Below are 22,584 nucleotides of genomic sequence, written 5' to 3'. Positions count from 1 at the left end.
AGTTTAGCAAACGTTTTTTTGTATTTTTGCTTCAAATTAACTAAAATCAAAGAAATGCAACGCGACGAACAAATTTTTGACCTTATTCTAGAAGAACAAGAAAGACAAATACACGGATTAGAACTTATTGCCTCAGAGAACTTTGTAAGTGACGAAGTAATGGAAGCAGCTGGATCTGTATTAACTAATAAATATGCTGAGGGTTATCCTGGTAAAAGATATTACGGTGGTTGTGAAGTAGTAGATGTAATTGAACAAATCGCTATTGATAGAGCTAAAGAATTGTTTGGAGCCGTTTATGCAAATGTACAACCACACTCTGGTTCACAAGCAAATACTGCGGTTTATCATGCTTGTTTGAAGCCTGGTGACAAAATCTTAGGTTTTGACTTATCGCATGGTGGGCATTTAACTCATGGATCACCAGTAAACTTCTCAGGACGTTTATATTCTCCTGTATTTTACGGAGTGGATGCTGAGACAGGACGTTTAGATTATGATAAAATTCAAGAAATTGCTACTAAGGAGCAACCAAAATTAATTATCGCAGGAGCTTCGGCTTATTCACGTGATATGGATTTTGAGCGTTTTAGAGTAATTGCTGATAGTGTAGGAGCAATTCTATTTGCTGATATCTCTCATCCTGCAGGTCTTATCGCTAAAGGATTGTTGAATGACCCAATTCCTCATTGTCATATTGTATCAACTACAACACATAAAACATTACGTGGACCTAGAGGAGGATTAATCTTGATGGGTAAAGATTTTGAAAACCCAATGGGATTAACTACACCAAAAGGAGAAATCAGAATGATGTCATCATTATTAGATTTAGCTGTTTTTCCAGGAAATCAAGGAGGACCGTTAATGCACATTATCGCTGCTAAAGCGGTTGCATTTGGAGAAGCATTACAAGATGAATTCTTTACTTATGCAATGCAATTAAAGAAAAATGCAAATGCTATGGCAGATGCTTTTGTAAAAAGAGGATACAATATCATTTCTGGAGGAACGGATAACCACATGATGTTAATCGATTTAAGAAATAAAAATATTTCTGGTAAAGATGCTGAAAATGCATTAGTAAAAGCAGAAATCACAGTAAATAAAAACATGGTTCCATTTGATGATAAATCACCATTTGTCACTTCAGGAATTCGTGTAGGTACTCCAGCAATTACAACTCGTGGATTAGTAGAAGAAGATATGGAAACAATTGTTGCTTTAATTGATAAAGTATTAATGAACCATACTAATGAAGCTATCATCGAAGAAGTAGCAAATGAAGTGAACGAAATGATGAGCGAAAGAGCGATCTTCGTTTTTTAATTTTATAGTTTCAAGTTTCAAGTTTCAAGTTTAAAGTTTTGTGATTGCCTAAAATCATTGCAAAACTTTAAACTTTTTTTGTTATTTACTTAACTTTAAACATTTTTTTAAACCTTAAACAAAAGAAAAATGGGTGTATTACGGTTACAATTGCCAACAGATCCAAGATGGGTCAATATAGTGGAGAAAAATATTGAAGAAATCTTGACAGATCATGCTTGGTGTGAGCAAAAAGCAGCCACAAATGCAATAACAATCATTACCAATAATTCAGAGCATCAAGATTTGGTTAAGGACTTATTGGCTTTAGCCAAAGAAGAAATTGAACATTTTGACATGGTACATAACATCATTATCAAAAGAGGATTGAAGCTAGGACGTGAACGCAAAGATGATTATGTAAATGAATTGTACTTATATATGAAGAAAAGCGGAAATGGTAGTAGAGTTTCTAGTTTGGTAGAACGATTATTGTTTTCCGCTATGATTGAAGCGAGAAGTTGTGAACGTTTTAAAGTGCTTTCAGAAAACATTCAAGATGAAGAATTATCGGTATTCTACAGAGATTTAATGGAAAGTGAAGCGGGGCATTATACTACATTTATTACTTATGCTCGAAAATATGGTACGGGAATTGATGTAGAGAAGCGCTGGAGAGAATGGATTGACTTTGAAGCTTCGGTTATTGCGAATTATGGTAAAGGCGAAACAATTCATGGATAAAAAAGGCGTTTTAAATTGTTTCATCTATAAAGGAGAAACAATTTAGAATCAATTATTTGTAATAATAAAAAAATATATTTTTTGTTTAATGAGTATGTTTTTTTCTCCAATTATTATTTTTAATATATATTTATCACTTGAATGTTCAAAAAAATTAAATTGTAGCCTAAATGAAACTCTATATAAAATATGATGGAATCGTTGCTTGTAGAGTAATTTTACAAGAACAATTAGAACGATTAGATATAAAACACAAGCTGCTAGATTTAGGAGAAATTGAGATTAGTGATAGTGTTTCGGATGAATGTTTTGCTGAACTTCAAGATTCATTAAATCGATATTCTATTTTTATTGTCAATAATGAAAAAAGTCAGCTCATTCAAAGGATAAAAGATACTATTGTTGAAATGATTTATGAGAATGATAAATTACCAGCGGTAACTATTTCTCAATATTTATCGGATAAACTAAATTTTAGTTATGGATATTTAACTAATATTTTTTCTGAAAACACGTATTCTTCGATAGAGAATTTCATTATTATCCAAAAAATAGAAAGAGCCAAAAAGTTAATTATTGAAGATCAATTGACCTTAACGGAGGTCTCGTATAAATTAAACTATAGTAGTGTAGCTTACTTATCAAGTCAATTTAAAAAAGTTACAGGATTGACTCCATCTGCATTTAAAAGGATTGTAGATAAAAGACGAAATTTATCAAATTAATAAATAAAAAGACCCCAATAAATATGATTTCACATAAAGATTCAATGCGTATTTTGATTGCTGATGATGATGAAGATGATCGCACATTTTTTAGTGATGCAATGATGGAACTTAAAATGAATAATAAGTTAACTTTATTTAATGATGGTAAAGATCTAATGGAATATTTAGCAAATCCAGATATTATTTTGCCGCATTTACTTTTTTTAGATCTAAATATGCCGCGTAAATCGGGATTTGAATGTTTGAAAGAGATACGATCGGATATTAGATTTAAGGAGGTATCCATTGCTATATATTCCACTTCATCATCAGAAAAAGATATTGAAGAAACTTTTATTGAAGGGGCAAATATTTACATCAAAAAACCAAATGACTTTACTAAACTTAAAAAAGTAATTAAAGAGGTTTTAAATATCAATTGGCAATTTCATTCTTCAGGATTAAATAAAGAAACTTTTTTCTTTAGCATATAAGAAGCAAAACCATGAAGTTAATAAAACTGTATAAAAACTCACAAGTCTTCAAAATAGCATTAGGTATTGCTATAGCGGTGGTGGTTTATATAGCTTCGGTTTTTTATACTCAAATGCGTAGCTTAGACTCTTCTGTTAATTTAATTGCAAATGCTACCGAAACGCAATTAGAATTAGAAAAAGTCTTGTCTGTTATTAGTATTTATGAAGCTAATCTTAGAAGTTATATTATCACTAAGGATGAGTCTTATTTAGAAAATAGATTTTTGAGAAAAGGGGAAATTGAGTCTAATTTTAAACGCATTAATAAATTAGTAGTTAATAATCCAGCTCGAGTTAAAGATGTTAAAAGGCTCAAAGAACTAATTGATTTTCGATTTGCACTTTTCAGAGAAACGCTACTTTTAGCAAAAAGTAGTAATCCAGATAGTAAAGTATTAAACGCAAAGCTTCAAGAAAGCAATAATTTTACGGAGTCCATGAAAAACTTCGTTTATAAAACAATAAACGCTGAGGGGGATAAAGTTAAAATCCATAATGACAATCATCAGTTTGAATTGCAAGATTCTATAATAAGTGCTTTTTTACTGGTTATTCTTTCACTATTGATTTTGCTATTGTCCTTTAATAAAATGAATGTTGATATTTATGAACTGAAGAAAACCAATGATGAATTACAGTTTTTAAATCGTTCTTTTAATGAAGCGGAGAAAATTGCTGGTTTTGGTCATTGGAAAATTAATTTAGAGAGAAATACCTATACATTATCTGACAATTTCTTTCGTCTGTTGGGTTTAGAGCCACAATCATTTACTCCTAGTTTAGAGAACATTTCAAAATATATTCATCCGGATGATGTCGATTATGTAACCCAAATGCATTTGGATTCATTAAAGACCTATAAACCTACTTCATTGATGTTCCGTTTTGTATTACCAAATGGTGATTTAAGATACGTAATGTCAGTAGGTAGTTTTACCAAGAATGGTAAAGGCGAAATGGTTAAAACAGGGGTTAACTATGACATGACAGATCAATTCAAAAAAACGATTGAATTAGAGGAAAATAATAAAGAATTAAAAAACATCAATGAAGAATTAGAGTCTTTTAATAATATTGTGAGTCATGACTTACAGGAACCTCTTCATAAAATTCAAATGTTTATTTCCAGAATTGAATCTAAAGAGTTAGGTGCAATATCTGATCAAGGGAAAGTATACTTTTCTAAAATTAGAACTTCGGCTAATAAAATGCAAACCTTGCTAATCGACTTGGTAAATTACTCCAGAACAATTAAAGGTGATAAAATTTTTGAAGAGACAAATTTAAAAGAATTAGTTCTACAGGTTGTGGATGATTTATCTTCGGATATTGAAGATAAAAAAGCTGAAATAAATGTAGAAAATTTGCCTACTGTTAAAGTGATTTCATTTCAGATGGAACAACTTTTTATAAATCTAATTTCTAATTCACTCAAATACAGTCAAGAAGATGTTGCCCCTATAATATCAATATTTTCAGGAAAAATTGATGAAAATGAGGTGTATAATAATGAAATTATTACTAATGAAGATTATTATAAAATAGTCATAAAGGATAATGGAATTGGTTTTAAACAAGAATATGCCGAAAAAATATTTATTTTATTTCAACGTTTAGAAACTGGTTCGAAGTACTCTGGAACGGGACTTGGTTTAGCAATATGCAAGCGAATAGTTGAAAATCACGATGGATTTATAAAAGTAGTATCAGAACCTAATGTAGGCTCTGAATTTTCTATTTTTATACCAAAGAAAGTTTAATTTTTTATAAAAAAGAAAATTATGAGAATAGAAATGGATCTTAAGCTAGGTTTCAAAGATGTAATGATTAGACCCAAACGTTCTACTCTAAAAAGTAGATCTCAGGTTTCTTTAGAACGAGAATTTAAATTTTTACATAGTACGGCTACTTGGATTGGGATTCCAATCATGGCTGCTAATATGGATACGGTCGGTACATTTGAAATGGCAAGTGCATTAGCCAGAGAAAAATTATTTACAGCAATTCATAAACATTATACTGTTGATGAATGGACTACTTTTTTAAAAGAAGTTGCACCAGAATTTTATGAATACATTGCTATAAGTACAGGAACAGGTAAAAATGATTCTAAAAAAATTGCCGAAATACTACAAGCAAACCCATTACTTAAATTTATTTGTATTGATGTAGCCAATGGCTATTCGGAGCATTTTGTAAATTTCTTGAAACAAACCCGTAAGCAATACCCTGACAAAGTAATTATTGCAGGAAATGTAGTTACTGGCGAAATGGTTGAAGAGTTGTTATTAGCGGGAGCAGATATTATTAAAGTAGGTATTGGTCCAGGATCAGTATGTACGACTCGAGTTAAAACAGGTGTTGGATATCCGCAGCTGTCAGCAATTATTGAATGTGCGGATGCGGCTCATGGTTTAGGAGGACACATCATAAGTGATGGAGGTTGTTCTACTCCTGGAGATATAGCCAAAGCTTTTGGCGCAGGATCCGATTTTGTTATGCTTGGAGGAATGCTGGCAGGACATACAGAAAGTGGTGGAGAACTAATTGATATTAACGGGCAGCCGTTCAAAAAGTTTTATGGAATGAGTTCTACAACAGCAATGGACAAGCATGTTGGTGGTGTGGCTGAATATAGAGCAAGTGAAGGAAAGACCGTTGAGGTGGCTTTTAAGGGAAATGTAGCCAATACTTTATTGGATATTCTTGGAGGATTGCGAAGTGCATGTACGTATGTTGGCGCTTCAAGGTTAAAAGAATTGACAAAAAGAACCACTTTTATTAGAGTGAGTGAACAGGAAAACAGAGTTTTTTCAAATTAATAATTTTATTTACAACATAAACTATGATTACGATTTCTAATGCTACTTCTAAAGATTTAAAACTAATTAAAGATATAGCATATGCTACTTGGCCAGATGTGTATGGTAAAATCTTGTCTAAAGAACAATTAGACTTTATGTTATCTGCTTTTTATTCTGAAGAGACTTTATCGGATAATATGATCAATAAAATGCATCATTTTATATTGGTTTATGACGACGTTACTTGTCTTGGTTTTGCGTCCTATGAGCATAATTATTTGGGTAAAAAAGAAACTCGTTTGCATAAAATATATTTACTTCCAGAAGCACAAGGTAAAGGAGCAGGAAGAGCTTTAATTGATGTAGTAGCCTCTTATGCTGCTGAAAATGATTCTAATTGTATTTCTCTAAATGTAAATAGATTTAATAATGCCTGCACTTTTTATCAAAAAATGGGTTTTACTATAGTGGGGGAAGAAGATATAGAAATTGGTCATGGTTACTTAATGGAAGATTACAAAATGGAGAAACAATTGTAATTATACCACAACAATATCGTGTTTATGCAAAAGTCCTTTTACGGTAGTTAGAGAGAAAATAGCCTTTTTTAACTTCGTTTTGGTGGGATCAATAGTGTAATTATAACTACTTCTAAAATTAGCTTTGTTGGCAATTGCTTTTTCAAATTCAGCTCGATATAAATCACAATTATTGAATTGTACTTCGGTCAGGTCGGCACTCATAAAATCGACTGCTACAAGGCTACAATTCGTAAAAGTAGTTCCTTTTAACTTTAGGGTATAAAATTTAGAAAAGTCAAGAATACAGTCTTTAAAATGGATTTCAAAAATTAGTTTGTCACACATAGCAAAGTTAACTTCCTTTACTTTACAATTATTAAAATAAACGGTTCGCAAAGCAACATGGTTTATTTTTGAGGTATTAAAATTACAATTGTTAAAACTACAATCGATAAAGGTAACCGCTATAAAATTGCATTGTGAGAAATCACAATTTGTAAATGTGCAAGATTCAAATTCCTTGAAATTGACATCTTCTACACCGTAGGTGATATCATTGTATTGTAAATCAAGGTTGTATTCTGGCATTTGGTTCTGGTGTGAATTATATAAAAGCAAAAACGCAATTATCAAATAAGTAGATAATTGCGTTTTTTTGTGACCTCGACTGGATTCAAACCAGTAACCTCTTGAGCCGTAATCAAGTGCGCTATTCAGTTGCGCCACGAGGCCTTAATGCGGGTGCAAATATAAGCAATCTTATTAGTTTTGCAAGTCAATTTTAAAATAAAATTAAAATTTATTTCATGTTATTTGCACTAGTCTAATGCTCTTGTAGTTACATAATATCTAAATCCAATAATTGCCATTTGCCATTTTTTGGCTTTGGCCAAATCTAATCTTTGCTTCGTAAAACTGGGTAAGATAAGTTTGTTGAGTTGAGCTACTATTTTAAACATAGTTGGATTTATTTTTTTCAAAGATATAAAAAAAGACGGTCTTGATATTGACCGTCTTCAATGATTTATAATTTCTATTTATTTTCATTTAGCTTGACTTCGTATTCTTCCATTTGCTTTTCGAACACTTTCATTTTTTTTTCAAAAATTTCCATTTGAGCATTAAAAGGTTCCATTTGTTTATCAAACTCTGCCATTTTTTTGTCAAATGCTTCCATTTCGGGTGCTATGGCTTCCATTTTTTTGTTGAACTCTTCCATTTTTATATCAAAGTCTTTCCAAGCTTTTTTATCTCCTGTGATTGGATCTCCTTTCGGAGCCTTTGGAGCCTTGGGAAAATTAGGGGCTTTTGGAGCTTTAAAATTAAAAGTAGGTGGAGTTGGAGGAGTTGGAGGAGTTGGAATGTCTTTATTGTCAGAATATTGAGTTCTTGTTTTAGTAATTATTCTAATTGTATTTTTGTTAGAATTCGTAGCATTAGATTTTCTTACATCCATTGTTTCAATATCTTTTGAATCCAATTCATCTAATTCCTTTTTACTCATTTTTTTTCCGTTTATAAAAATTTCGGTGTCATTTGGAATACCATTACTATTTTTAGTGATTATTTTAATGGTTGATTTTTCGTCATTTTTATTAACGTCCATAGTCTTAATTACACTGGGATCTAATGCGTCTAAGTCAGCTTGACTTGCTTCTTTACCATCAATATAGATAGTTTTTACTTTTTCATTATCGCCATCTTTTGTAGAGTGCACGGTGACAGTTCTCGTTTTTTTGATGGGGTCAGGGCTACTTTGACTAAGTTCAGTTTTTAAGTCGTTATCTGGACTTTCTTTTACCGTAGTCATTGTTTCTTTTACTTTTTCCTGTGCAACTACTTCAATTTGAAATAGAAATACAAAGGCAACTAGAGCAGGAAGTATTGATAAGTACTTCCAAGAATTCCTTTTTTTTGATTGATTTTTGTTTAACATAACGATTCGTTTTTTGATTAATGATTGATAAAAATGATTGGTAATGGCAACACAATTTTCCTGTGTTGTTATTTTTAGAAGCGTGATTTGATAGGCTTTTTTGTCTGATATTTTTTTTAATGCTTCACTGTCAGCAATGAATTCAAGGTTTTGCAAAATCGCTTTTTTATACAACCAAATAAATGGATTGAACCAAAAAACAATACAAAACAATCTCGAAATCAGAACGTCAACAGTATGGTGTTGTTCACTATGAATTTTTTCATGCTCTAAAATATTTTCTAACTCGATAGGGCTGTATAATGCCGAATTGTAAACAATAGTATTAAAGTATGAAAATGGTGCTAGATTTTCTTTTATGTCAATAAGTTTAAAATCAGCCTGTTGTTGAGTCGATTTTCCTTTTAAGACCCTTTGTAAACTATAAAAATCATAGGCAAATTTGGCTAGCAATAAAAGTATCCCAAGACTGTAAGTTAAAATAGTTAGTATTGGTAAATAGTCTTCAAATGATTTTTCTTCTATATAATTCGATGCAGGAATATTGGACCAATTTGTATTTGTTACAACAGGCTCCACCCAAATTATTTTTGTAAAAATTACAAGAGGTAAAACCACGGACGTAATTAATCCACTTAATAAAAACCAACGATTACTGGTAAAAAAAGTTTCCTTTCGCAACATAAAATGGTAGCTTACAAAAAACAACGCAAGTAATCCACTGGATTTGATGAGATAAATAAATAGCGTTTCCATACCTTTATTTTTTATTTTCAATCATTTCCAGAATCTCTCGCAACTCCGCTGCCGAAATTTTTTCCTCCTTGGCAAAAAAGGAAACCATGTTTTTATAGGAACTATTAAAATAATTATCAATAGCGGTATTCATAAATTTTTTTCGGTACTCTTCAATAGTAACAATAGGAAAGTATTGATGAGTTTTTCCATAAGCATGATACGATACATATCCTTTCTCTTCTAGATTCCGTATAATAGTCGATAAGGTGTTATAATGTGGTGGATCAATTGTGATTTCTTCCATTACTTCTTTTACAAACGCTTTTTTTAGCTTCCATAAAATGTGCATGATCTCTTCTTCTTTGTTTGTCAGTTTTTGCATAGCTCAAGTTTTATTTGGGCGTTCCCCGCAAAAAAAAGCGGGGGCAGGCTATTCGGCTTTATCTCTTCGTTTCACTACGAGGATATCGCCTACTATCCTTAACGCAATTCAAACTTACAACTATTTTTTTAGTTTTACAACTAAAATTGCAGTTATAAAACTATTTTTATAGTTATAAAAAATAAAATATTGGTAATCAGTTAATTTTCATCAATTTTAACGCGATATATTGAATAGGAGTTCTGTAGGAAAACTTAGATTCAGGCTAGTTTATTTTCTAATTTTAGCAGTTTTTGGATCCAAATACAACATAAAACTGCCGAAATACCAAAAGTTCCCATAACGAACCAATTTACTTGGTAACCAAATCGAGCAATAATTTCAAGTCCCACTTTAGAACTCACAATATGAGCTAAACTAAAGCTCATGGTATACAATGCCATATAACGCCCTTCATGTCCTTTAGGTGCCCTACTCATCGCAAAAGTATTCGAAAACGGAAAAGCAAATATTTCACCAATAGACATCATAATCATGGCAATTATAAGTATTCCTGCCCAAACATTGATGAGTAATAAATAAAAACTAGCTGCCATTATCGATGCTCCCCAAAGAATAATTTTGAGTTTCTGCACTTTTTTTCTTTCAAAATAACCCACAAAAGGCATTTCTAATGCAAAAATCAATAAACCATTTAAGGTCATCAATAAACCGGTTTGCAATTCACTCAAACCAAATTTTTCACTATGATATAAAGGTAAAGTGGTGAATAATTGAAAGAAAATCATTGCTGTGACAAAGCTAACAAATAGAAAAATCCAGAAAATGGTATCCTTAAATACGGAAGCGGCCTCCAGTATGGTGGCATGTGGGTCATGGTGTGAGGATTTTTTCTTTTCTTTTACCAAAAGAGCAAAAATCAAAATCGCCACAATGCAGGAACTACCATCAACCCAAAACAAACCTTGATATCCAATTCCCATGATAATCAAACCACCCAAAGCGGGGCCAGCTGCAAAACCTAGATTTACAGCCAATCGAACTAATGTTAAAGAGCGTGTTCTATTTTCGGGTTTTGCATAAGCACCTAATGAAACAAACATCGCTGGTCGGAACATATCAGCCAAAGTCATAATGCTAAACATTCCAAAGCACAATCCCCAAAAACTGGTAATATATTGGAGCGCAAAAAAGAAAACACCACTACTAAATAAACTAAAAACCATTACTTTATAAAAGCCAATTTTGTCAGATAGTTTTCCTCCGAGCCAAGAACCCAACATGGAACCCAGACCAAATGCGACCATAATCCAACCTACTTCACCATACGAAAACTGTAAGTCTTCCTTTAAATATTTAGATAAAAAGGGCAATACCATCGTTCCCGCTCTATTGATAAAGGTGATGAGTGTAAGAATCCAAATTTCTCTTGAAAATCCCTTGAAATTATTGATGTAACGTTGAAAAGCAGTTATTAGCATTATTAAATAGTAAATTTTTACAAAGGTAGAAAACTTTGTAACTTAGAGTCTTTGTCCCTTTGTAACTTTTAAACTATTTTTGCTGAAACAAAAAAAAATGAAAAAGTTTTTATCCTTAGTAATACTGCTTCAGTTAAATTTTGGTTTTGCCCAAGAAAAATATGATAGTAGTGACGCTGAAAAATTTCAAAAGGAAATCAATAGTGAATATGCTGATGCAAAAACGAGTCCTTTGATGGCTGAAGATTTAGCTGTTTTTAAAACTTTAGACTTTTATCCTATTGATAAAAAATACGCTGTTATCGCTCAATTTATTAGAACTGATAATGAGAAACCTTTCGAGATGAAAACGTCAACAGATAGGAAACCAGTTTATGTAAAATATGGTGAAGCACATTTTACCATCGACGGTAAAAAGATGAAACTTAATATTTACAAGAATATTGAGTTATCAAAACAAAAAAAATACAAAGACTATTTGTTTTTACCATTTTCAGATTTAACTTGTGGAAATGAGAGTTATATAGGAGGGAAGTACATTGATTTAAAAACACCAAAAGGCAATACAATCGCAATTGATTTTAATACATCATACAATCCATATTGTGCCTATAGTCATAAATATTCTTGTCCAAAAGTGCCTTTGGAAAACGACTTGAATATAGAGATAAAAGCAGGAGTCAAAAAATTTCACGACTAATGGATTTTTTTAATTTACATATTCATAATTCGACTAATAATCCAAATGTGTTGGAGTTGGTCAATCAATATCCTTGGGAATTTGATGCCAATATTCCATTTTATTCCATAGGAATTCATCCTTGGTTTATTAACGAACAGCGTCTTGAATCCGATTTAGAAATTATTGAAAGTAAATTACAAGAGCCCAATTGCCTTGCTATTGGCGAATGTGGACTTGATAAACGAATTGAAATTCCAATGGAATTGCAACAAACGGTTTTCGAAAAACAATTGCTTTTAGCTCAAGAATACAAGAAACCAGTTGTACTTCATTGTGTAGCTGCTTTTCAAGAAGTAATAGAGACCAAAAAACGCTTGCATATTTCGGTTCCCATGATTATTCATGGTTTTTCCAAAAATGCACAAGTGGCCAAGATATTAATCGATAATGGGTTTTATATTTCTTTTGGGAAATATTTATTGCGAAATCCTGAATTAGAAACTGTTTTTAGTTCTACACCTAGCGATCGTTTTTTTTTAGAAACAGATACAGTAGTAGAAACAATTGATGAAGTATATGCGTTGGCGGCAAAATATAAAAGATGCACGGCAGCCGAATTGCAACAAACAATAAAAAATAATGTTCAAGTTGTTTTTAAAACAGACTTGATTTAAGATAACTAATATTCAAAAGGTGAAGTTTTTTGAACTTTAAACCTTAAACTTTAAACAAAAAACAATGGCAGAGTGGACAGAACGAGCGGAACTTTTATTTAAAAAAGAAGGATTAAATAAATTACAAAATGCTAACATTTTGGTCGTGGGACTGGGTGGTGTTGGGTCTTTTGCGGCTGAGTTTTTAGCAAGAGCAGGAGTAGGAAAGATGACTATTGTGGATGGAGATGTTGTAGACATTACAAATATAAACAGGCAATTACCGGCACTACATTCTACTGTAGGGCTACCGAAAATCACTATTGTAGGCGATCGATTGATGGATATTAATCCGGAACTACAATTGACACGTGTACAGGAATTCCTTTCACCAGAGCGCGCATTTGAAATTGTTTCTGATGAGTTTGATTACGTTTTGGATTGTATTGATAGCGTAACACCAAAACTAAATTTAATAATTGGCGCCAAGCGAAAAAGAGTTAAAATTATTTCTAGTATGGGTGCCGGTGGAAAAATGGAAGCGGCAAAAGTGAAAGTAGCTGATATTAATAATACAGAGAATTGCTTTTTGGCAAAAACCATTCGAAGACGATTAAAAGAACATAAAATAGACAAGCTAAAAGTCGTTTTCTCTTCAGAAATTCAAGATGAAGAAAGTTTAAAAATGACAGATGGTTCTAATTATAAAAAATCATTTTATGGAACAAACAGTTATATGCCAGGATTATTTGGGTTATATGCTGCAGAAACTGTGATTCGTTATTTGCTTAAAAAATAATATGCTGTTTTAAGAAATTAGAACTAAAAAAATAAACTTATAAAATGATACAAACTGTAATTTTTGATATGGATGGTGTAATTGTAGACACGGAACCGGTACACCGTTATGCTTATTTTCAGCAATTTGGGGAATTGCAAATTGATGTCACCGAAGAAATGTTTACCTCATTTACAGGAAATTCGACTAGAAATACATTTCAAAAAGTAAAAGATATTTTTCAGCTTGAAAATGATGTGGAAGATATGATTCAGAGAAAACGCACTATTTTTAATGACGCTTTTGATAAAAAGGAAGATTTAGAATTATTAGTAGGTGTAGAAAACTTAATTAAAGATTTTCATCAAAAGGGGATGCAATTAATTTTAGCCTCTTCGGCTTCAAAAGTAACAATAGAACGCGTTTTTAACCGATTCAAATTGCATGATTATTTTACGCATATTGTAAGTGGGGAAGATTTCCCAAAATCCAAACCGCATCCTGCTATTTTTGAGCATGCTGCTTCATTATCTGTAGCTCCTAAAGATAATTGTATTGTAATAGAGGACAGTACAAATGGAATAAAAGCAGCAAAAGCTGCTGGAATATTTTGTGTTGCTTACAATAGTTTTCACTCCAAAGATCAAGATCTATCAGAAGCTGATGTGATCATCAATCATTTTTCAGATATTAATTTTGAAACAGTTTCACAATATAAAAATGGAATTAAGGAATAATTAACATTTACAAATGCCTGAATTTGTAAATTTGAAAAAACATAATTTATTAAATATGAAAAAAATACTGATTGCTTTAGCTATTATCATTACTCAATTTACAATTGAGGCACAAGTACAAACTCCACAACAAAGCCCTAAAGCTACGATAAACCAAATGGTTGGATTGACAAATGTTGAGATTGTATATTCAAGACCTTCGGCTCGTGGTAGAGCTGTTTTTGGTAATTTAGTTCCTTTTGGTAAATTATGGAGAACAGGTGCTAATGAAAACACAACAGTATCTTTTAGTGATGATGTTGTAATTGACGGAAAAACGTTGAAAAAGGGAAAATACGCATTATATACAGTTCCAAGTAGCCAAAACTGGGATGTGATTTTTTATTCAACTACAGATAACTGGGGAACTCCACAAGAATTTAATGAAGCAAATGTAGCATTAAGAACAACTGTAAAAGAAGAATCTATGCCAAAAGCAGCGGAGACTTTCACTATTGGACTTAGCGGTTTAGATACTAATTATGGGTATTTAGAAATGTATTGGGAAAATTCTTATGCTGCTTTAAAATTTGAAGTGCCTACACAAAAAATCGCTACTGCAAGTATAGAAAAAGCTTTAGCAGGGCCTAACGCAGGTGATTATTTTGCATCAGCTCAATACCTTTTTCAATCGAACGGTGACATTGTAAAGTCTAGAACTTATATGGATAAAGCGTTAGAACTAAGCACTGAAAAACCATTCTTCTATTTGCGTCTAAAATCATTGATTCAAGCGAAACAAGGTGATAAAAAAGGAGCAATTGAAACGGCAAAATTATCTTTAGTTGCAGCTGAAAAAGCGGGGAATCAAGATTACGTTAAAATGAATAAAGACAGTATTTCTGATTGGAGTAAGTAATTAAATTATTCTGCTTTAAGCATGAACATATTTGTTTTTGAAATCAGTAATTAAGTCACATAATTTGACTTAAAATATAAAGTCTAGGTAATGTATTCTACGTTAAAATCTTTCTTCATTGTTATAAGTCTTTGTTGTATTAATCCAGTTTTTTCGCAAGTAGTTAAGAAAGCTATTGTCAATACAGACTCAAACGGGTATGTTGTAACAATTGATACAGAGAATCTTGTAAATGAAAAAATACTGTTATGCTATACTTATGGTATTAAAAAACAAGATATTATTCTAGATAGCATTACTGTCAAGTCCCCGAAACAGAAAGTTGTTTTTACAAAAAAAAATAAAATTATTGGAGTTATTTATAAATTAATGCTTCAATCTAAGCCTACAGAATATGTAGAGCTGTCAATAGATAACGGTGATAGAATAGGATTAGAATTGAATGAGAAAGCGATAGCAAATGTAAAATGTTTGTATTCTAATCGTACTATTGACTTTCTGGACTACCAGAAAAAAATCAATTCTAAGACCCTTACAGCAGATCAAAAAATAGCATTAGGTAAATCAATAATTGCTAAGTATCCCAATTCATCTCTAAGTTTGTATTTAAAAATTGAAAATAAAATTGCTGAGAAAAAACCAGATGATTTAGCTTCAAAATACAAATACCGAGATTCATTTTTCAGTTTTATAAATAAAAATGATAAGCAATTGATATTGATGCCTAATGTCTATACGTTACTATACACGTACATTAGAGTGCTACCTCTAAATAATGAAAACTATTCAAAGGATTTAGATATTTTGTTTGATGGTATGAATTGTAAAACAGGTACTTACGGCATTTTTTCTAAATGGATTATGTCTAATTTATATTATTTTGATGACGAAAATTTAGAACAAACGTTAGAATATTTTTCTAAAAAATATATAGACGGAGTAACCTGTGATGTGTTAACGGATCAGGAAAAAAGTGGTTTAAAAGCATTAATTAGCACCAATAAAGTCTTACCTAGGTTATCTAAAATTCCTGATTTCAGTATGGAAGATCAAAATGGTCAAAAATTCAATCTGTCTAATATATATGCACAAAATGAGCTTACGTATTTGGTTTTCTTTAGCCCTACATGTCATCATTGTATGGAAACTGTACCTTTAGTTAAAAACTATTTTGATCAATTTAAAGCTTATTTTAAAGACAGAAAGATTCAAGTTGTATCGGTATTAAATGACAGTGATGAAAGTCAGTGGATTAAATTTATCACTGACAATAAATTGACAGACTGGATTAACTTAAAAAACACTGACGATAAAAAACAATATTTAGTAGATTTTAATGCCTATTCAAATCCAAATTTCTTTTTATTAGATAAAGATGGAAAAATACTTTTAAAATCATTTAACCCTAATGCTTTGGTGAATATATTCAATTCTCATTTTGTAAAGAAATAACTGAATTTACTTTTTAGAATTTCTACAAACAGTCCATTGCAGTAATGATGACAGAATTATAGTCAACATAGCTCCAATAAAGTTAAGCCATAAATATCCTAATTTGGCCTCGCCACTTGGATACACATGAATGGCAAAATAATAAATTATAAAAATTGTCATTTGACTTACTAAAGCGCTATAAAATATTGCTTTGGCTTGTACATGTTTAATATAGAAACCTACAAGGAATATCCCTAATACTGTACCATAGAATATGGAGCCTATTATGTTTACCAACTGTATTAAATTTTCAAATAAGGTCCCTATGCAAGCAAAAAGAATAGCGATGATACCCCATAATAAAGTGAAGAACTTAGTGGCATTTAGATAATGCTTTTCTGACTTTTCTTCTTTTAGGTTACGCTTGTATATATCTATAGCTGTTGTGGATGCTAATGCATTTAATCCCGATGCGGTAGAAGACATAGCTGCTGATATAATAACTGCTAGTAATAACCCGATAAGCCCTTTTGGTAAATAATTTAGAATGAAATGAAAGAATACATAATCTTTATCATTCGTTTCACTATGGCTATCCGCTTTTAAAATTATCTCTTTAGCTCTTTCTCTTAAATCTTTTTCCTTCGAGGATAAGGCTATTAATTCCTTTCTAAGAATTGGATTGTCATAATCTTGGTTGAGTTGGTCAATATATAATAGATTGATTACTTTTTTATCTTCTGATAGTGCATCCAATTGTTTTTCTAAACCATGATATTCTTCTTTGTATTGTGATTTTTCAATCGTTATTTTATTATTAGGATTGAAGTTTAAAGGAACTGGATTGAATTGAAAAAAGACAAAAACCATTACTCCAGTTAACAAAATAAAGAACTGCATTGGAACTTTTAAAAGGCCATTCATAATCAATCCCATCTGACTTTCTCGGACTGATTTTCCTGATAAATAACGTCCTACCTGTGATTGATCTGTTCCAAAATATGCTAATGCCAAGAAAAATCCTCCCGTTATTCCACTCCAAAAAGTATATTTTTCCTCGGGATCAGTAGAGAAATTTACAATATTCATTTTATCATTTGCACCAGCAATATGCAAGGCATTACTAAAAGTCATTTCGTTTGGTAAAAAATGCAATATGAGAAAAAAGGTAATGAACATCCCTGACATAATCACAAACATTTGTTGTTTCTGGGTTACATTTACCGCTTTAGTCCCTCCCGAAAATGTATATATAATTACTAGAACACCAATAACAATGTTCATATAAGTAAGATTCCAGCCTAATATTGCTGACAAGATGATAGCTGGTGCATAAATGGTAAGTCCTGTTCCTAATCCTCTTTGAAATAAGAAAAGGATTGCAGCTAATGAACGGGTTTTTAAATCAAATCTTTTTTCTAAATATTCATAAGCAGTATAGACTTTGTACTTATGATATATTGGAATAAAAGTGAGGCAAATAACGATCATAGCAATAGGTAATCCAAAGTAAAATTGAATAAATCCCATACCGTCATGATAAGCCTGTCCTGGAGTTGACAAAAAGGTTATAGCACTAGCTTGTGTAGCCATAACCGAAAGCCCTACAGTATACCATGGGGTCTCGTTACCACCTAGAATAAAGTCTTCAACATTTTTACTTCCTTTGGTTTTCCAAGCTCCGTAAATTACTATAAATAATAGGGTTACAATAAGTACAATCCAATCGAATAGTTGCATATTTTAAGAGTATAATTTCATTATTAGATAAAAGATCAAAATATAAATGGCATTTGCTATAAGCACCCATGTATAATTTTTTTTCCAATTTTTTGTTTTTTTTGCCTCCATAGTATTAGGGTTTTATTTTCTGATCAGGAATTGTTGTTGGATTTTTTAATGAAATCATATTGGACAATAATCGATAAGCTCCTGAGACTCCTGCGGGTAATTCTCTAAATAAACTCAAACCTGTATAAATGTAATATCCTTTTCCATAAGGAGCTACTAGTAATGCACCATTTTTTGGTGTTTCTCCTTTGTCATTTGAAGATAGGATAGGAGTGAAGGCTTTATCGTATTCACTTGGGTAATATAAACCTTGTTCTTGTGTCCATCCTTCGAAGTCAGTAGCGCTAATTTTGTTTGGATAATTTAAAATGGGGTGATTCGGTGCTAAAAATTTTACTTTTGCATCTTCTTCAGTAACACGATCACGAGACATGGTTAAAGGATAAGGAGCTATTTCTAGACCAGGATTTAAATCAGGTGTGTTGTATTGTACCAGCATTGTTTTTCCTCCTTTTACAAAATCAAAAAGAATTTTTTGTTTGTTTGTTAATACTTGTACGGTATTATAGGCACGGATTCCAGTAATAATAACGTCAAAAGGGGCTATTTTTTCAGGGGAAATTTCATCTGGATTCAATAGGGTAACGATATATCCCATTTGAGTTAAACTCTCAGGAACTTCATCACCCGCGCCCATAATGTATCCAATTTTTTGATTATTAATTTTTAAATCTAATTTAATAAATTTTGATTCTGCTGGCGCTAATACTTGCTGCTTCGTGATATGACTGTAGTCAATTATTACTTGGTCCGTATTATAAATTTTATTGTCAATTACCGCTATACTTTTTGCAATAACTTCAGATGGTTCTTTGGGAGGAGTTACTTCAAAGTAAACAATTTTTTCGGTTCCTTTTTTGTCTAAATTAAATGGAATTGATGTTGGAGAAGCAATCCATTTTTCAGGTAAATCAAGTTGCAAATCTCCTTTAATATTGTCTTTTCCAGATTTAATTTTTACAGCTATTGCTTTATGGCTTCCTGTATTAAAAAGCGACACTTTATCAAGGATACTTGTTGTAACTGCAGGAACAATGTCTAGATAATTATACATTTCTCCTTTTACATTATCATTGTATTTGTAAACAACAGTGCGATCAAAAGGAATTTCGACTCCATTAATCTTCATATTGAAAATTACTTTTACCTCTCGAATAATATCTGGGATTCCAATATTTTTTTGATCATTTACCGTATACATCCCTACAGTTCCTTTCTCTTTAAGCCAATACGGCTGAGTGTAATCAATTGTTGAAGGTAATTGTAAATTGAGATTTATGTTTTCTAAAATGTTGTTTTTTAAATCTTTGTTTTGAACAATCGTTTTTTGCTCTGGTAAAGTTTCAACACTTACTAATTGTATTGATACTGTACTTCTATTTATAGCCTCCAGTTTTAAACCAACAATACTTCCAGGAGTTGCTTCTTGCTCTGTCGCAACTGCTTCTAGATATAAGCCAGCACAAGCTGTAATAATTTTTTTCAGTTCTTCTGATTTTACCGGTTTCCAATGGTCTTCATCTAATGATTGGATCATTTGATAGACTTTGACCAAGTTGGGAATACTAGCCGAAGGATTTGTAAAATCATATTTAGACGTAATTTCCGCTATTAAATCTCCAATAGGTTTTCCGCCTTTAATGCGATTCCAACTCGTGTCTATTCCTTCAAAAATATTGGATTTATCTTTTAAGGATTCACCATTAATCAATTCAAGATATTCAGAATCCGCCCCACGACTTCCAGTACTTCCAAAACCTTGTGATTGATGGCTACTTCTACTTAATGCTGCAATTTCCTGATTTGACTTCCCTAAATCTGGATAGTAAACACCAGTTTGTATTGTTGTTAAATTGGTTTTGTCTGCCCCATCAAATTTTTCTTTACTTCCATAAAACCACCAAGAAGTATTAAAAAACTGGCGTTTGGGTTGCCATGGTTTTACTAATTTTAATTGATCTGCAAATATGCTAGGATTATTAGTTAGGCTAAAGCTTTCAGTACTTAAAATTGCCGAAGAGGTATGATGACCATGAGTTGTACCTGGTGAGCGATGGTCAAAACGATTGATGATAACATCGGGTTGGAATTTTCTAATGGCCCAAACTACATCGGAAAGTACTTTTTCTTTATCCCAAATTTGTAATGTTTCATCAGGATTTTTTGAAAAACCAAAATCATTAGCTCTTGAGAAAAATTGTTCACCACCATCAATTTTTCTAGCTTCTATCAATTCTTGAGTACGTATTACACCTAATAGTTCTCTTAATTGCGGGCCTATTAAATTTTGACCTCCATCACCACGTGTTAAGGAAAGATACCCTGTTCTGGCCTTGGTTTCATTTGATAAATAAGAAATTAATCGGGTATTTTCATCGTCTGGATGTGCAGCAATGTAAAGAACTGATCCTAGGAAATTAAGTTTTTCAATTTGATTATAGATTTCAGCTGAAGTTACTTTTTGAGGTTTTTGTGCTAAAAGTATTTGAAAGGAAATTAGAATTAGTAAGGTTAAAATATATTTATTTTTAATCATTTTTCGGAAATTAATTTACAATTACCTCAAATGTAGTAATTATATATTTTTCATTTAATTGTTTTTTAATTTTCTTAACCAAAAAGGATATGGCAAAAAAAAAGAGCATCATTTACGATGCTCTTTTTTAATTTAAATAAAAGGATTAATTTCTTCTATTATTATGTTTATTGTTTCCTTCTCCATGACCTTTTCCACGACTGTTTCCATGTCCTTCATCATGTCTTTCATTTCTATAATTATTTGATTTTCTATGGTTATCAGCATATCTACGATTTTGTGTGTATCTATGGTTATCTGATCTTCTATCATTATTTCTATATCCAATAGATCTTTGATTTTCACCTCTATATCCTTTGTGGTATCTTACTCGATCATGATTGAAATTTGAGTAAGGTCTGTTACCATGGTAGTCATTTAATACTACTTTATATCCTCTGTTTAAATCGTAATTACGATATTGTCTTGGTAAATATCTCGATCTAACCCATCTACCACTTCCAAAATAAATAAACTGAGAAGCACGTATATCATAATACGCTTGAACATCAGGTAAATAATAATAATCAACATTTGCATATCCTGAAGGTCCCCATGATGGAGCTGTACCTATATTTAAACTTACTGAAACTTGAGCTTGTGTAGCACTTGATATGAGTAGAATTATTCCAACGGCAATTAGTTTTAATGATTTCATCTTTTCTATATTTTTAAATTAATTTTTTTAAATTTTTATTCATTTAGTATATACTTTAAGATAGAATCCAACAACTGTGCCAGAATGATTTTATTAACGATTAATTGGGTATATGCCAAAAAAAAAGAAACGCATTATACGTTTCTTTTTAACAATGTAATTATAAATTAATGTTTGCTTTTTCCGTGACCTTTATTTCCATTTCCTCCTTTATGATTCCCATTATCCTTATGGTTATCATTATCTCTATGACTGTCATTATGGTTGTCATTCCTGTTACCAATTGATCTTTGAGGTTGTCCTTTATACCCTTTGTAATATTTTACTTTGTGTTGTTTGTAATAGGTATAAGGTGTTCTTCCGTGATAATCATTTAATACTACTTTATATCCATTGTATAAATCATAGTTTCTATATTGTCTCGGAAGATATCTTGATCTTACCCATTGACCACTTCCAAAATAAATAAATTGAGAAGCTCGAATATCATAATAAGCTTGGACATCTGGTAAGTAATAATAATCAACTTGATCATAACCAGAAGGTCCCCAGGAAGGAGGTGTACCAATATTTACGTTTACTGAAACCTGTGCTTGTGTAGCACTTGTTACCAATAGAACTATTCCAATTGCAATTAATTTTATAGTTTTCATTTTTTCTATTTTTTATTTTAATTTTTAAAGTATTGAATTTTCAATACATAATACTAAAAACAACTATGATGCCAAAACACTTATATTAACAGTTATTTAAGTCGAATATTTATATAAAAAAAGAAGTGTTATAAACACTTCTTTTTTTATATAGTTGTTAATTATGTACTTATAGTAATAAAATTAATAAAAGTATAATAATAATAATTGCTCCTACGGAAAGGTACAATCCATTTCCAGATGATCTTAAGTTTTCTTTTATTTCACGAACTTCTTTTCTAAGTTCTTTTTTTTCTGAAGATTTTAAAGATGATTTGTCCATCTCTTTTATTTCTTCTAAGCGGTTTAACATTGTTTGAACTTCTGCAGGAATTTCTTTTGGTTCTGAAGTTGGTACATTTTTTTCAGCAGCAAACATAGAACTTGGACAGGCAGTTAATGATAATACCATTATCATTAAATAAAAACTTAGTTTTTTCATAGTTATTTGGTTTTAATTTTGTTTTTT

Annotated in this window: 23 protein-coding genes and 1 tRNA gene; 13 read left to right on the top strand and 11 right to left on the bottom strand. The window is 31.3% G+C overall.

The genetic code is table 11. The annotated features are described in order from the left end of the window. Positions 1-54: 54 nt before the first annotated feature. The 7 genes from glyA (at position 55) to AB3G34_RS08320 (ending at position 6,638) form a co-directional block, all read left to right on the top strand. The gene (glyA, locus tag AB3G34_RS08350) at positions 55-1,329 is read left to right on the top strand and encodes a serine hydroxymethyltransferase (protein WP_367753887.1); all 1,275 of its coding nucleotides are present in this window, start codon (positions 55-57) and stop codon (positions 1,327-1,329) included. Between the two features lie 129 nt (positions 1,330-1,458). Continuing rightward, on the top strand, positions 1,459-2,052 hold the full coding sequence (locus AB3G34_RS08345; protein WP_367753885.1) for a tRNA-(ms[2]io[6]A)-hydroxylase: 594 nt from the start codon (positions 1,459-1,461) through the stop codon (positions 2,050-2,052). 170 nt (positions 2,053-2,222) lie between these two features. Next, positions 2,223-2,777: a helix-turn-helix domain-containing protein gene (locus tag AB3G34_RS08340; protein WP_367753883.1), complete on the top strand. Its 555-nt coding sequence runs from the start codon at positions 2,223-2,225 to the stop codon at positions 2,775-2,777. A gap of 23 nt (positions 2,778-2,800) precedes the next feature. After that, entirely contained in the window at positions 2,801-3,253 is a 453-nt protein-coding gene (locus tag AB3G34_RS08335) for a response regulator (RefSeq protein WP_367753881.1), read from the top strand. Between the two features lie 11 nt (positions 3,254-3,264). Further along, complete coding sequence (locus tag AB3G34_RS08330; RefSeq protein ID WP_369754060.1) at positions 3,265-5,055, top strand: ATP-binding protein; 1,791 nt, start codon at positions 3,265-3,267, stop codon at positions 5,053-5,055. Between the two features lie 21 nt (positions 5,056-5,076). Continuing rightward, the gene (locus tag AB3G34_RS08325; protein WP_369754059.1) at positions 5,077-6,117 is read left to right on the top strand and encodes a GMP reductase; all 1,041 of its coding nucleotides are present in this window, start codon (positions 5,077-5,079) and stop codon (positions 6,115-6,117) included. Positions 6,118-6,140: 23 nt separating this feature from the next. Beyond that, on the top strand, positions 6,141-6,638 hold the full coding sequence (locus AB3G34_RS08320) for a GNAT family N-acetyltransferase (RefSeq protein ID WP_369754058.1): 498 nt from the start codon (positions 6,141-6,143) through the stop codon (positions 6,636-6,638). Here the strand turns inward: AB3G34_RS08320 and AB3G34_RS08315 are convergent, their stop codons facing one another. The 6 genes from AB3G34_RS08315 to AB3G34_RS08290 all read right to left on the bottom strand — a co-directional run bounded on the left by AB3G34_RS08315 (position 6,639) and on the right by AB3G34_RS08290 (position 11,157). Further along, entirely contained in the window at positions 6,639-7,208 is a 570-nt protein-coding gene (locus AB3G34_RS08315; protein WP_369754057.1) for a pentapeptide repeat-containing protein, read from the bottom strand. A 70-nt stretch (positions 7,209-7,278) separates the two neighbouring features. After that, positions 7,279-7,352 (bottom strand) — tRNA-Arg (locus AB3G34_RS08310). Between the two features lie 86 nt (positions 7,353-7,438). Next, positions 7,439-7,579 (bottom strand): SsrA-binding protein, encoded by a 141-nt coding sequence (locus AB3G34_RS08305; protein WP_367770674.1) that lies wholly within the window; start codon positions 7,577-7,579, stop codon positions 7,439-7,441. Between the two features lie 74 nt (positions 7,580-7,653). Beyond that, positions 7,654-9,312 (bottom strand): M56 family metallopeptidase, encoded by a 1,659-nt coding sequence (locus AB3G34_RS08300; RefSeq protein WP_367770672.1) that lies wholly within the window; start codon positions 9,310-9,312, stop codon positions 7,654-7,656. Between the two features lie 4 nt (positions 9,313-9,316). Then, a complete protein-coding gene (locus AB3G34_RS08295; protein ID WP_367770669.1) occupies positions 9,317-9,676 on the bottom strand; it encodes a BlaI/MecI/CopY family transcriptional regulator in 360 nt (119 codons plus the stop codon). 260 nt (positions 9,677-9,936) lie between these two features. Further along, positions 9,937-11,157, bottom strand: coding sequence for an MDR family MFS transporter (locus AB3G34_RS08290; protein ID WP_367770667.1), 1,221 nt, complete (start codon positions 11,155-11,157; stop codon positions 9,937-9,939). 97 nt (positions 11,158-11,254) lie between these two features. Here AB3G34_RS08290 and AB3G34_RS08285 point away from each other — a divergent pair, with 97 nt between their 5' ends. The 6 genes from AB3G34_RS08285 (at position 11,255) to AB3G34_RS08260 (ending at position 16,357) form a co-directional block, all read left to right on the top strand. Further along, positions 11,255-11,857: a DUF1684 domain-containing protein gene (locus tag AB3G34_RS08285; RefSeq protein WP_367770664.1), complete on the top strand. Its 603-nt coding sequence runs from the start codon at positions 11,255-11,257 to the stop codon at positions 11,855-11,857. Further along, positions 11,857-12,513 carry a TatD family hydrolase gene (locus AB3G34_RS08280; protein ID WP_369754056.1) on the top strand — a complete coding sequence of 219 codons (657 nt, stop codon included), beginning with the start codon at positions 11,857-11,859 and terminating at the stop codon, positions 12,511-12,513. Before AB3G34_RS08285 ends, AB3G34_RS08280 begins: the two co-directional genes overlap by 1 nt. Before the next feature lie 64 nt (positions 12,514-12,577). Then, on the top strand, positions 12,578-13,291 hold the full coding sequence (locus AB3G34_RS08275) for a ThiF family adenylyltransferase (protein WP_367753735.1): 714 nt from the start codon (positions 12,578-12,580) through the stop codon (positions 13,289-13,291). A 44-nt stretch (positions 13,292-13,335) separates the two neighbouring features. Continuing rightward, positions 13,336-14,007: an HAD family hydrolase gene (locus AB3G34_RS08270; protein WP_367770657.1), complete on the top strand. Its 672-nt coding sequence runs from the start codon at positions 13,336-13,338 to the stop codon at positions 14,005-14,007. 55 nt (positions 14,008-14,062) lie between these two features. Further along, on the top strand, positions 14,063-14,905 hold the full coding sequence (locus AB3G34_RS08265; protein ID WP_369754055.1) for a DUF2911 domain-containing protein: 843 nt from the start codon (positions 14,063-14,065) through the stop codon (positions 14,903-14,905). 90 nt (positions 14,906-14,995) lie between these two features. Then, a complete protein-coding gene (locus tag AB3G34_RS08260; RefSeq protein WP_369754054.1) occupies positions 14,996-16,357 on the top strand; it encodes a TlpA family protein disulfide reductase in 1,362 nt (453 codons plus the stop codon). Between the two features lie 6 nt (positions 16,358-16,363). Here AB3G34_RS08260 and AB3G34_RS08255 read toward each other — a convergent pair whose 3' ends face one another. The 5 genes from AB3G34_RS08255 to AB3G34_RS08235 all read right to left on the bottom strand — a co-directional run bounded on the left by AB3G34_RS08255 (position 16,364) and on the right by AB3G34_RS08235 (position 22,557). After that, positions 16,364-18,079: a sodium:solute symporter gene (locus AB3G34_RS08255; protein WP_367770649.1), complete on the bottom strand. Its 1,716-nt coding sequence runs from the start codon at positions 18,077-18,079 to the stop codon at positions 16,364-16,366. 115 nt (positions 18,080-18,194) lie between these two features. Continuing rightward, the gene (locus AB3G34_RS08250; protein WP_369754053.1) at positions 18,195-20,726 is read right to left on the bottom strand and encodes a PIG-L family deacetylase; all 2,532 of its coding nucleotides are present in this window, start codon (positions 20,724-20,726) and stop codon (positions 18,195-18,197) included. Between the two features lie 145 nt (positions 20,727-20,871). Continuing rightward, positions 20,872-21,423: a hypothetical protein gene (locus tag AB3G34_RS08245; RefSeq protein WP_367753723.1), complete on the bottom strand. Its 552-nt coding sequence runs from the start codon at positions 21,421-21,423 to the stop codon at positions 20,872-20,874. A gap of 167 nt (positions 21,424-21,590) precedes the next feature. After that, positions 21,591-22,076, bottom strand: a complete 486-nt coding sequence (locus AB3G34_RS08240; protein WP_367770644.1) for a hypothetical protein — start codon at positions 22,074-22,076, stop codon at positions 21,591-21,593. A gap of 169 nt (positions 22,077-22,245) precedes the next feature. After that, positions 22,246-22,557: a hypothetical protein gene (locus AB3G34_RS08235; RefSeq protein WP_367753719.1), complete on the bottom strand. Its 312-nt coding sequence runs from the start codon at positions 22,555-22,557 to the stop codon at positions 22,246-22,248. Positions 22,558-22,584 lie beyond the last annotated feature (27 nt).

This window comes from Flavobacterium sp. WC2409 (assembly GCF_041200085.1).
Taxonomy (GTDB): domain Bacteria; phylum Bacteroidota; class Bacteroidia; order Flavobacteriales; family Flavobacteriaceae; genus Flavobacterium.
This window is presented reverse-complemented; position numbering and strand designations above follow the sequence as displayed.

Bases quoted from the DNA above. Each gene is read 5' to 3' on its own strand.
- AB3G34_RS08235 (WP_367753719.1), bottom strand. From the start codon at position 22,557: ATGAAAAAACTAAGTTTTTATTTAATGATAATGGTATTATCATTAACT.
- AB3G34_RS08300 (WP_367770672.1), bottom strand. From the start codon at position 9,312: ATGGAAACGCTATTTATTTATCTCATCAAATCCAGTGGATTACTTGCG.
- AB3G34_RS08280 (WP_369754056.1), top strand. From the start codon at position 11,857: ATGGATTTTTTTAATTTACATATTCATAATTCGACTAATAATCCAAAT.
- AB3G34_RS08305 (WP_367770674.1), bottom strand. From the start codon at position 7,579: ATGTTTAAAATAGTAGCTCAACTCAACAAACTTATCTTACCCAGTTTT.
- AB3G34_RS08290 (WP_367770667.1), bottom strand. From the start codon at position 11,157: ATGCTAATAACTGCTTTTCAACGTTACATCAATAATTTCAAGGGATTT.
- AB3G34_RS08260 (WP_369754054.1), top strand. From the start codon at position 14,996: ATGTATTCTACGTTAAAATCTTTCTTCATTGTTATAAGTCTTTGTTGT.
- AB3G34_RS08335 (WP_367753881.1), top strand. From the start codon at position 2,801: ATGATTTCACATAAAGATTCAATGCGTATTTTGATTGCTGATGATGAT.
- AB3G34_RS08325 (WP_369754059.1), top strand. From the start codon at position 5,077: ATGAGAATAGAAATGGATCTTAAGCTAGGTTTCAAAGATGTAATGATT.
- AB3G34_RS08285 (WP_367770664.1), top strand. From the start codon at position 11,255: ATGAAAAAGTTTTTATCCTTAGTAATACTGCTTCAGTTAAATTTTGGT.
- AB3G34_RS08240 (WP_367770644.1), bottom strand. From the start codon at position 22,076: ATGAAAACTATAAAATTAATTGCAATTGGAATAGTTCTATTGGTAACA.
- AB3G34_RS08315 (WP_369754057.1), bottom strand. From the start codon at position 7,208: ATGCCAGAATACAACCTTGATTTACAATACAATGATATCACCTACGGT.
- AB3G34_RS08330 (WP_369754060.1), top strand. From the start codon at position 3,265: ATGAAGTTAATAAAACTGTATAAAAACTCACAAGTCTTCAAAATAGCA.
- glyA (WP_367753887.1), top strand. From the start codon at position 55: ATGCAACGCGACGAACAAATTTTTGACCTTATTCTAGAAGAACAAGAA.
- AB3G34_RS08250 (WP_369754053.1), bottom strand. From the start codon at position 20,726: ATGATTAAAAATAAATATATTTTAACCTTACTAATTCTAATTTCCTTT.
- AB3G34_RS08245 (WP_367753723.1), bottom strand. From the start codon at position 21,423: ATGAAATCATTAAAACTAATTGCCGTTGGAATAATTCTACTCATATCA.
- AB3G34_RS08265 (WP_369754055.1), top strand. From the start codon at position 14,063: ATGAAAAAAATACTGATTGCTTTAGCTATTATCATTACTCAATTTACA.
- AB3G34_RS08270 (WP_367770657.1), top strand. From the start codon at position 13,336: ATGATACAAACTGTAATTTTTGATATGGATGGTGTAATTGTAGACACG.
- AB3G34_RS08340 (WP_367753883.1), top strand. From the start codon at position 2,223: ATGAAACTCTATATAAAATATGATGGAATCGTTGCTTGTAGAGTAATT.
- AB3G34_RS08275 (WP_367753735.1), top strand. From the start codon at position 12,578: ATGGCAGAGTGGACAGAACGAGCGGAACTTTTATTTAAAAAAGAAGGA.
- AB3G34_RS08345 (WP_367753885.1), top strand. From the start codon at position 1,459: ATGGGTGTATTACGGTTACAATTGCCAACAGATCCAAGATGGGTCAAT.
- AB3G34_RS08320 (WP_369754058.1), top strand. From the start codon at position 6,141: ATGATTACGATTTCTAATGCTACTTCTAAAGATTTAAAACTAATTAAA.
- AB3G34_RS08255 (WP_367770649.1), bottom strand. From the start codon at position 18,079: ATGCAACTATTCGATTGGATTGTACTTATTGTAACCCTATTATTTATA.
- AB3G34_RS08295 (WP_367770669.1), bottom strand. From the start codon at position 9,676: ATGCAAAAACTGACAAACAAAGAAGAAGAGATCATGCACATTTTATGG.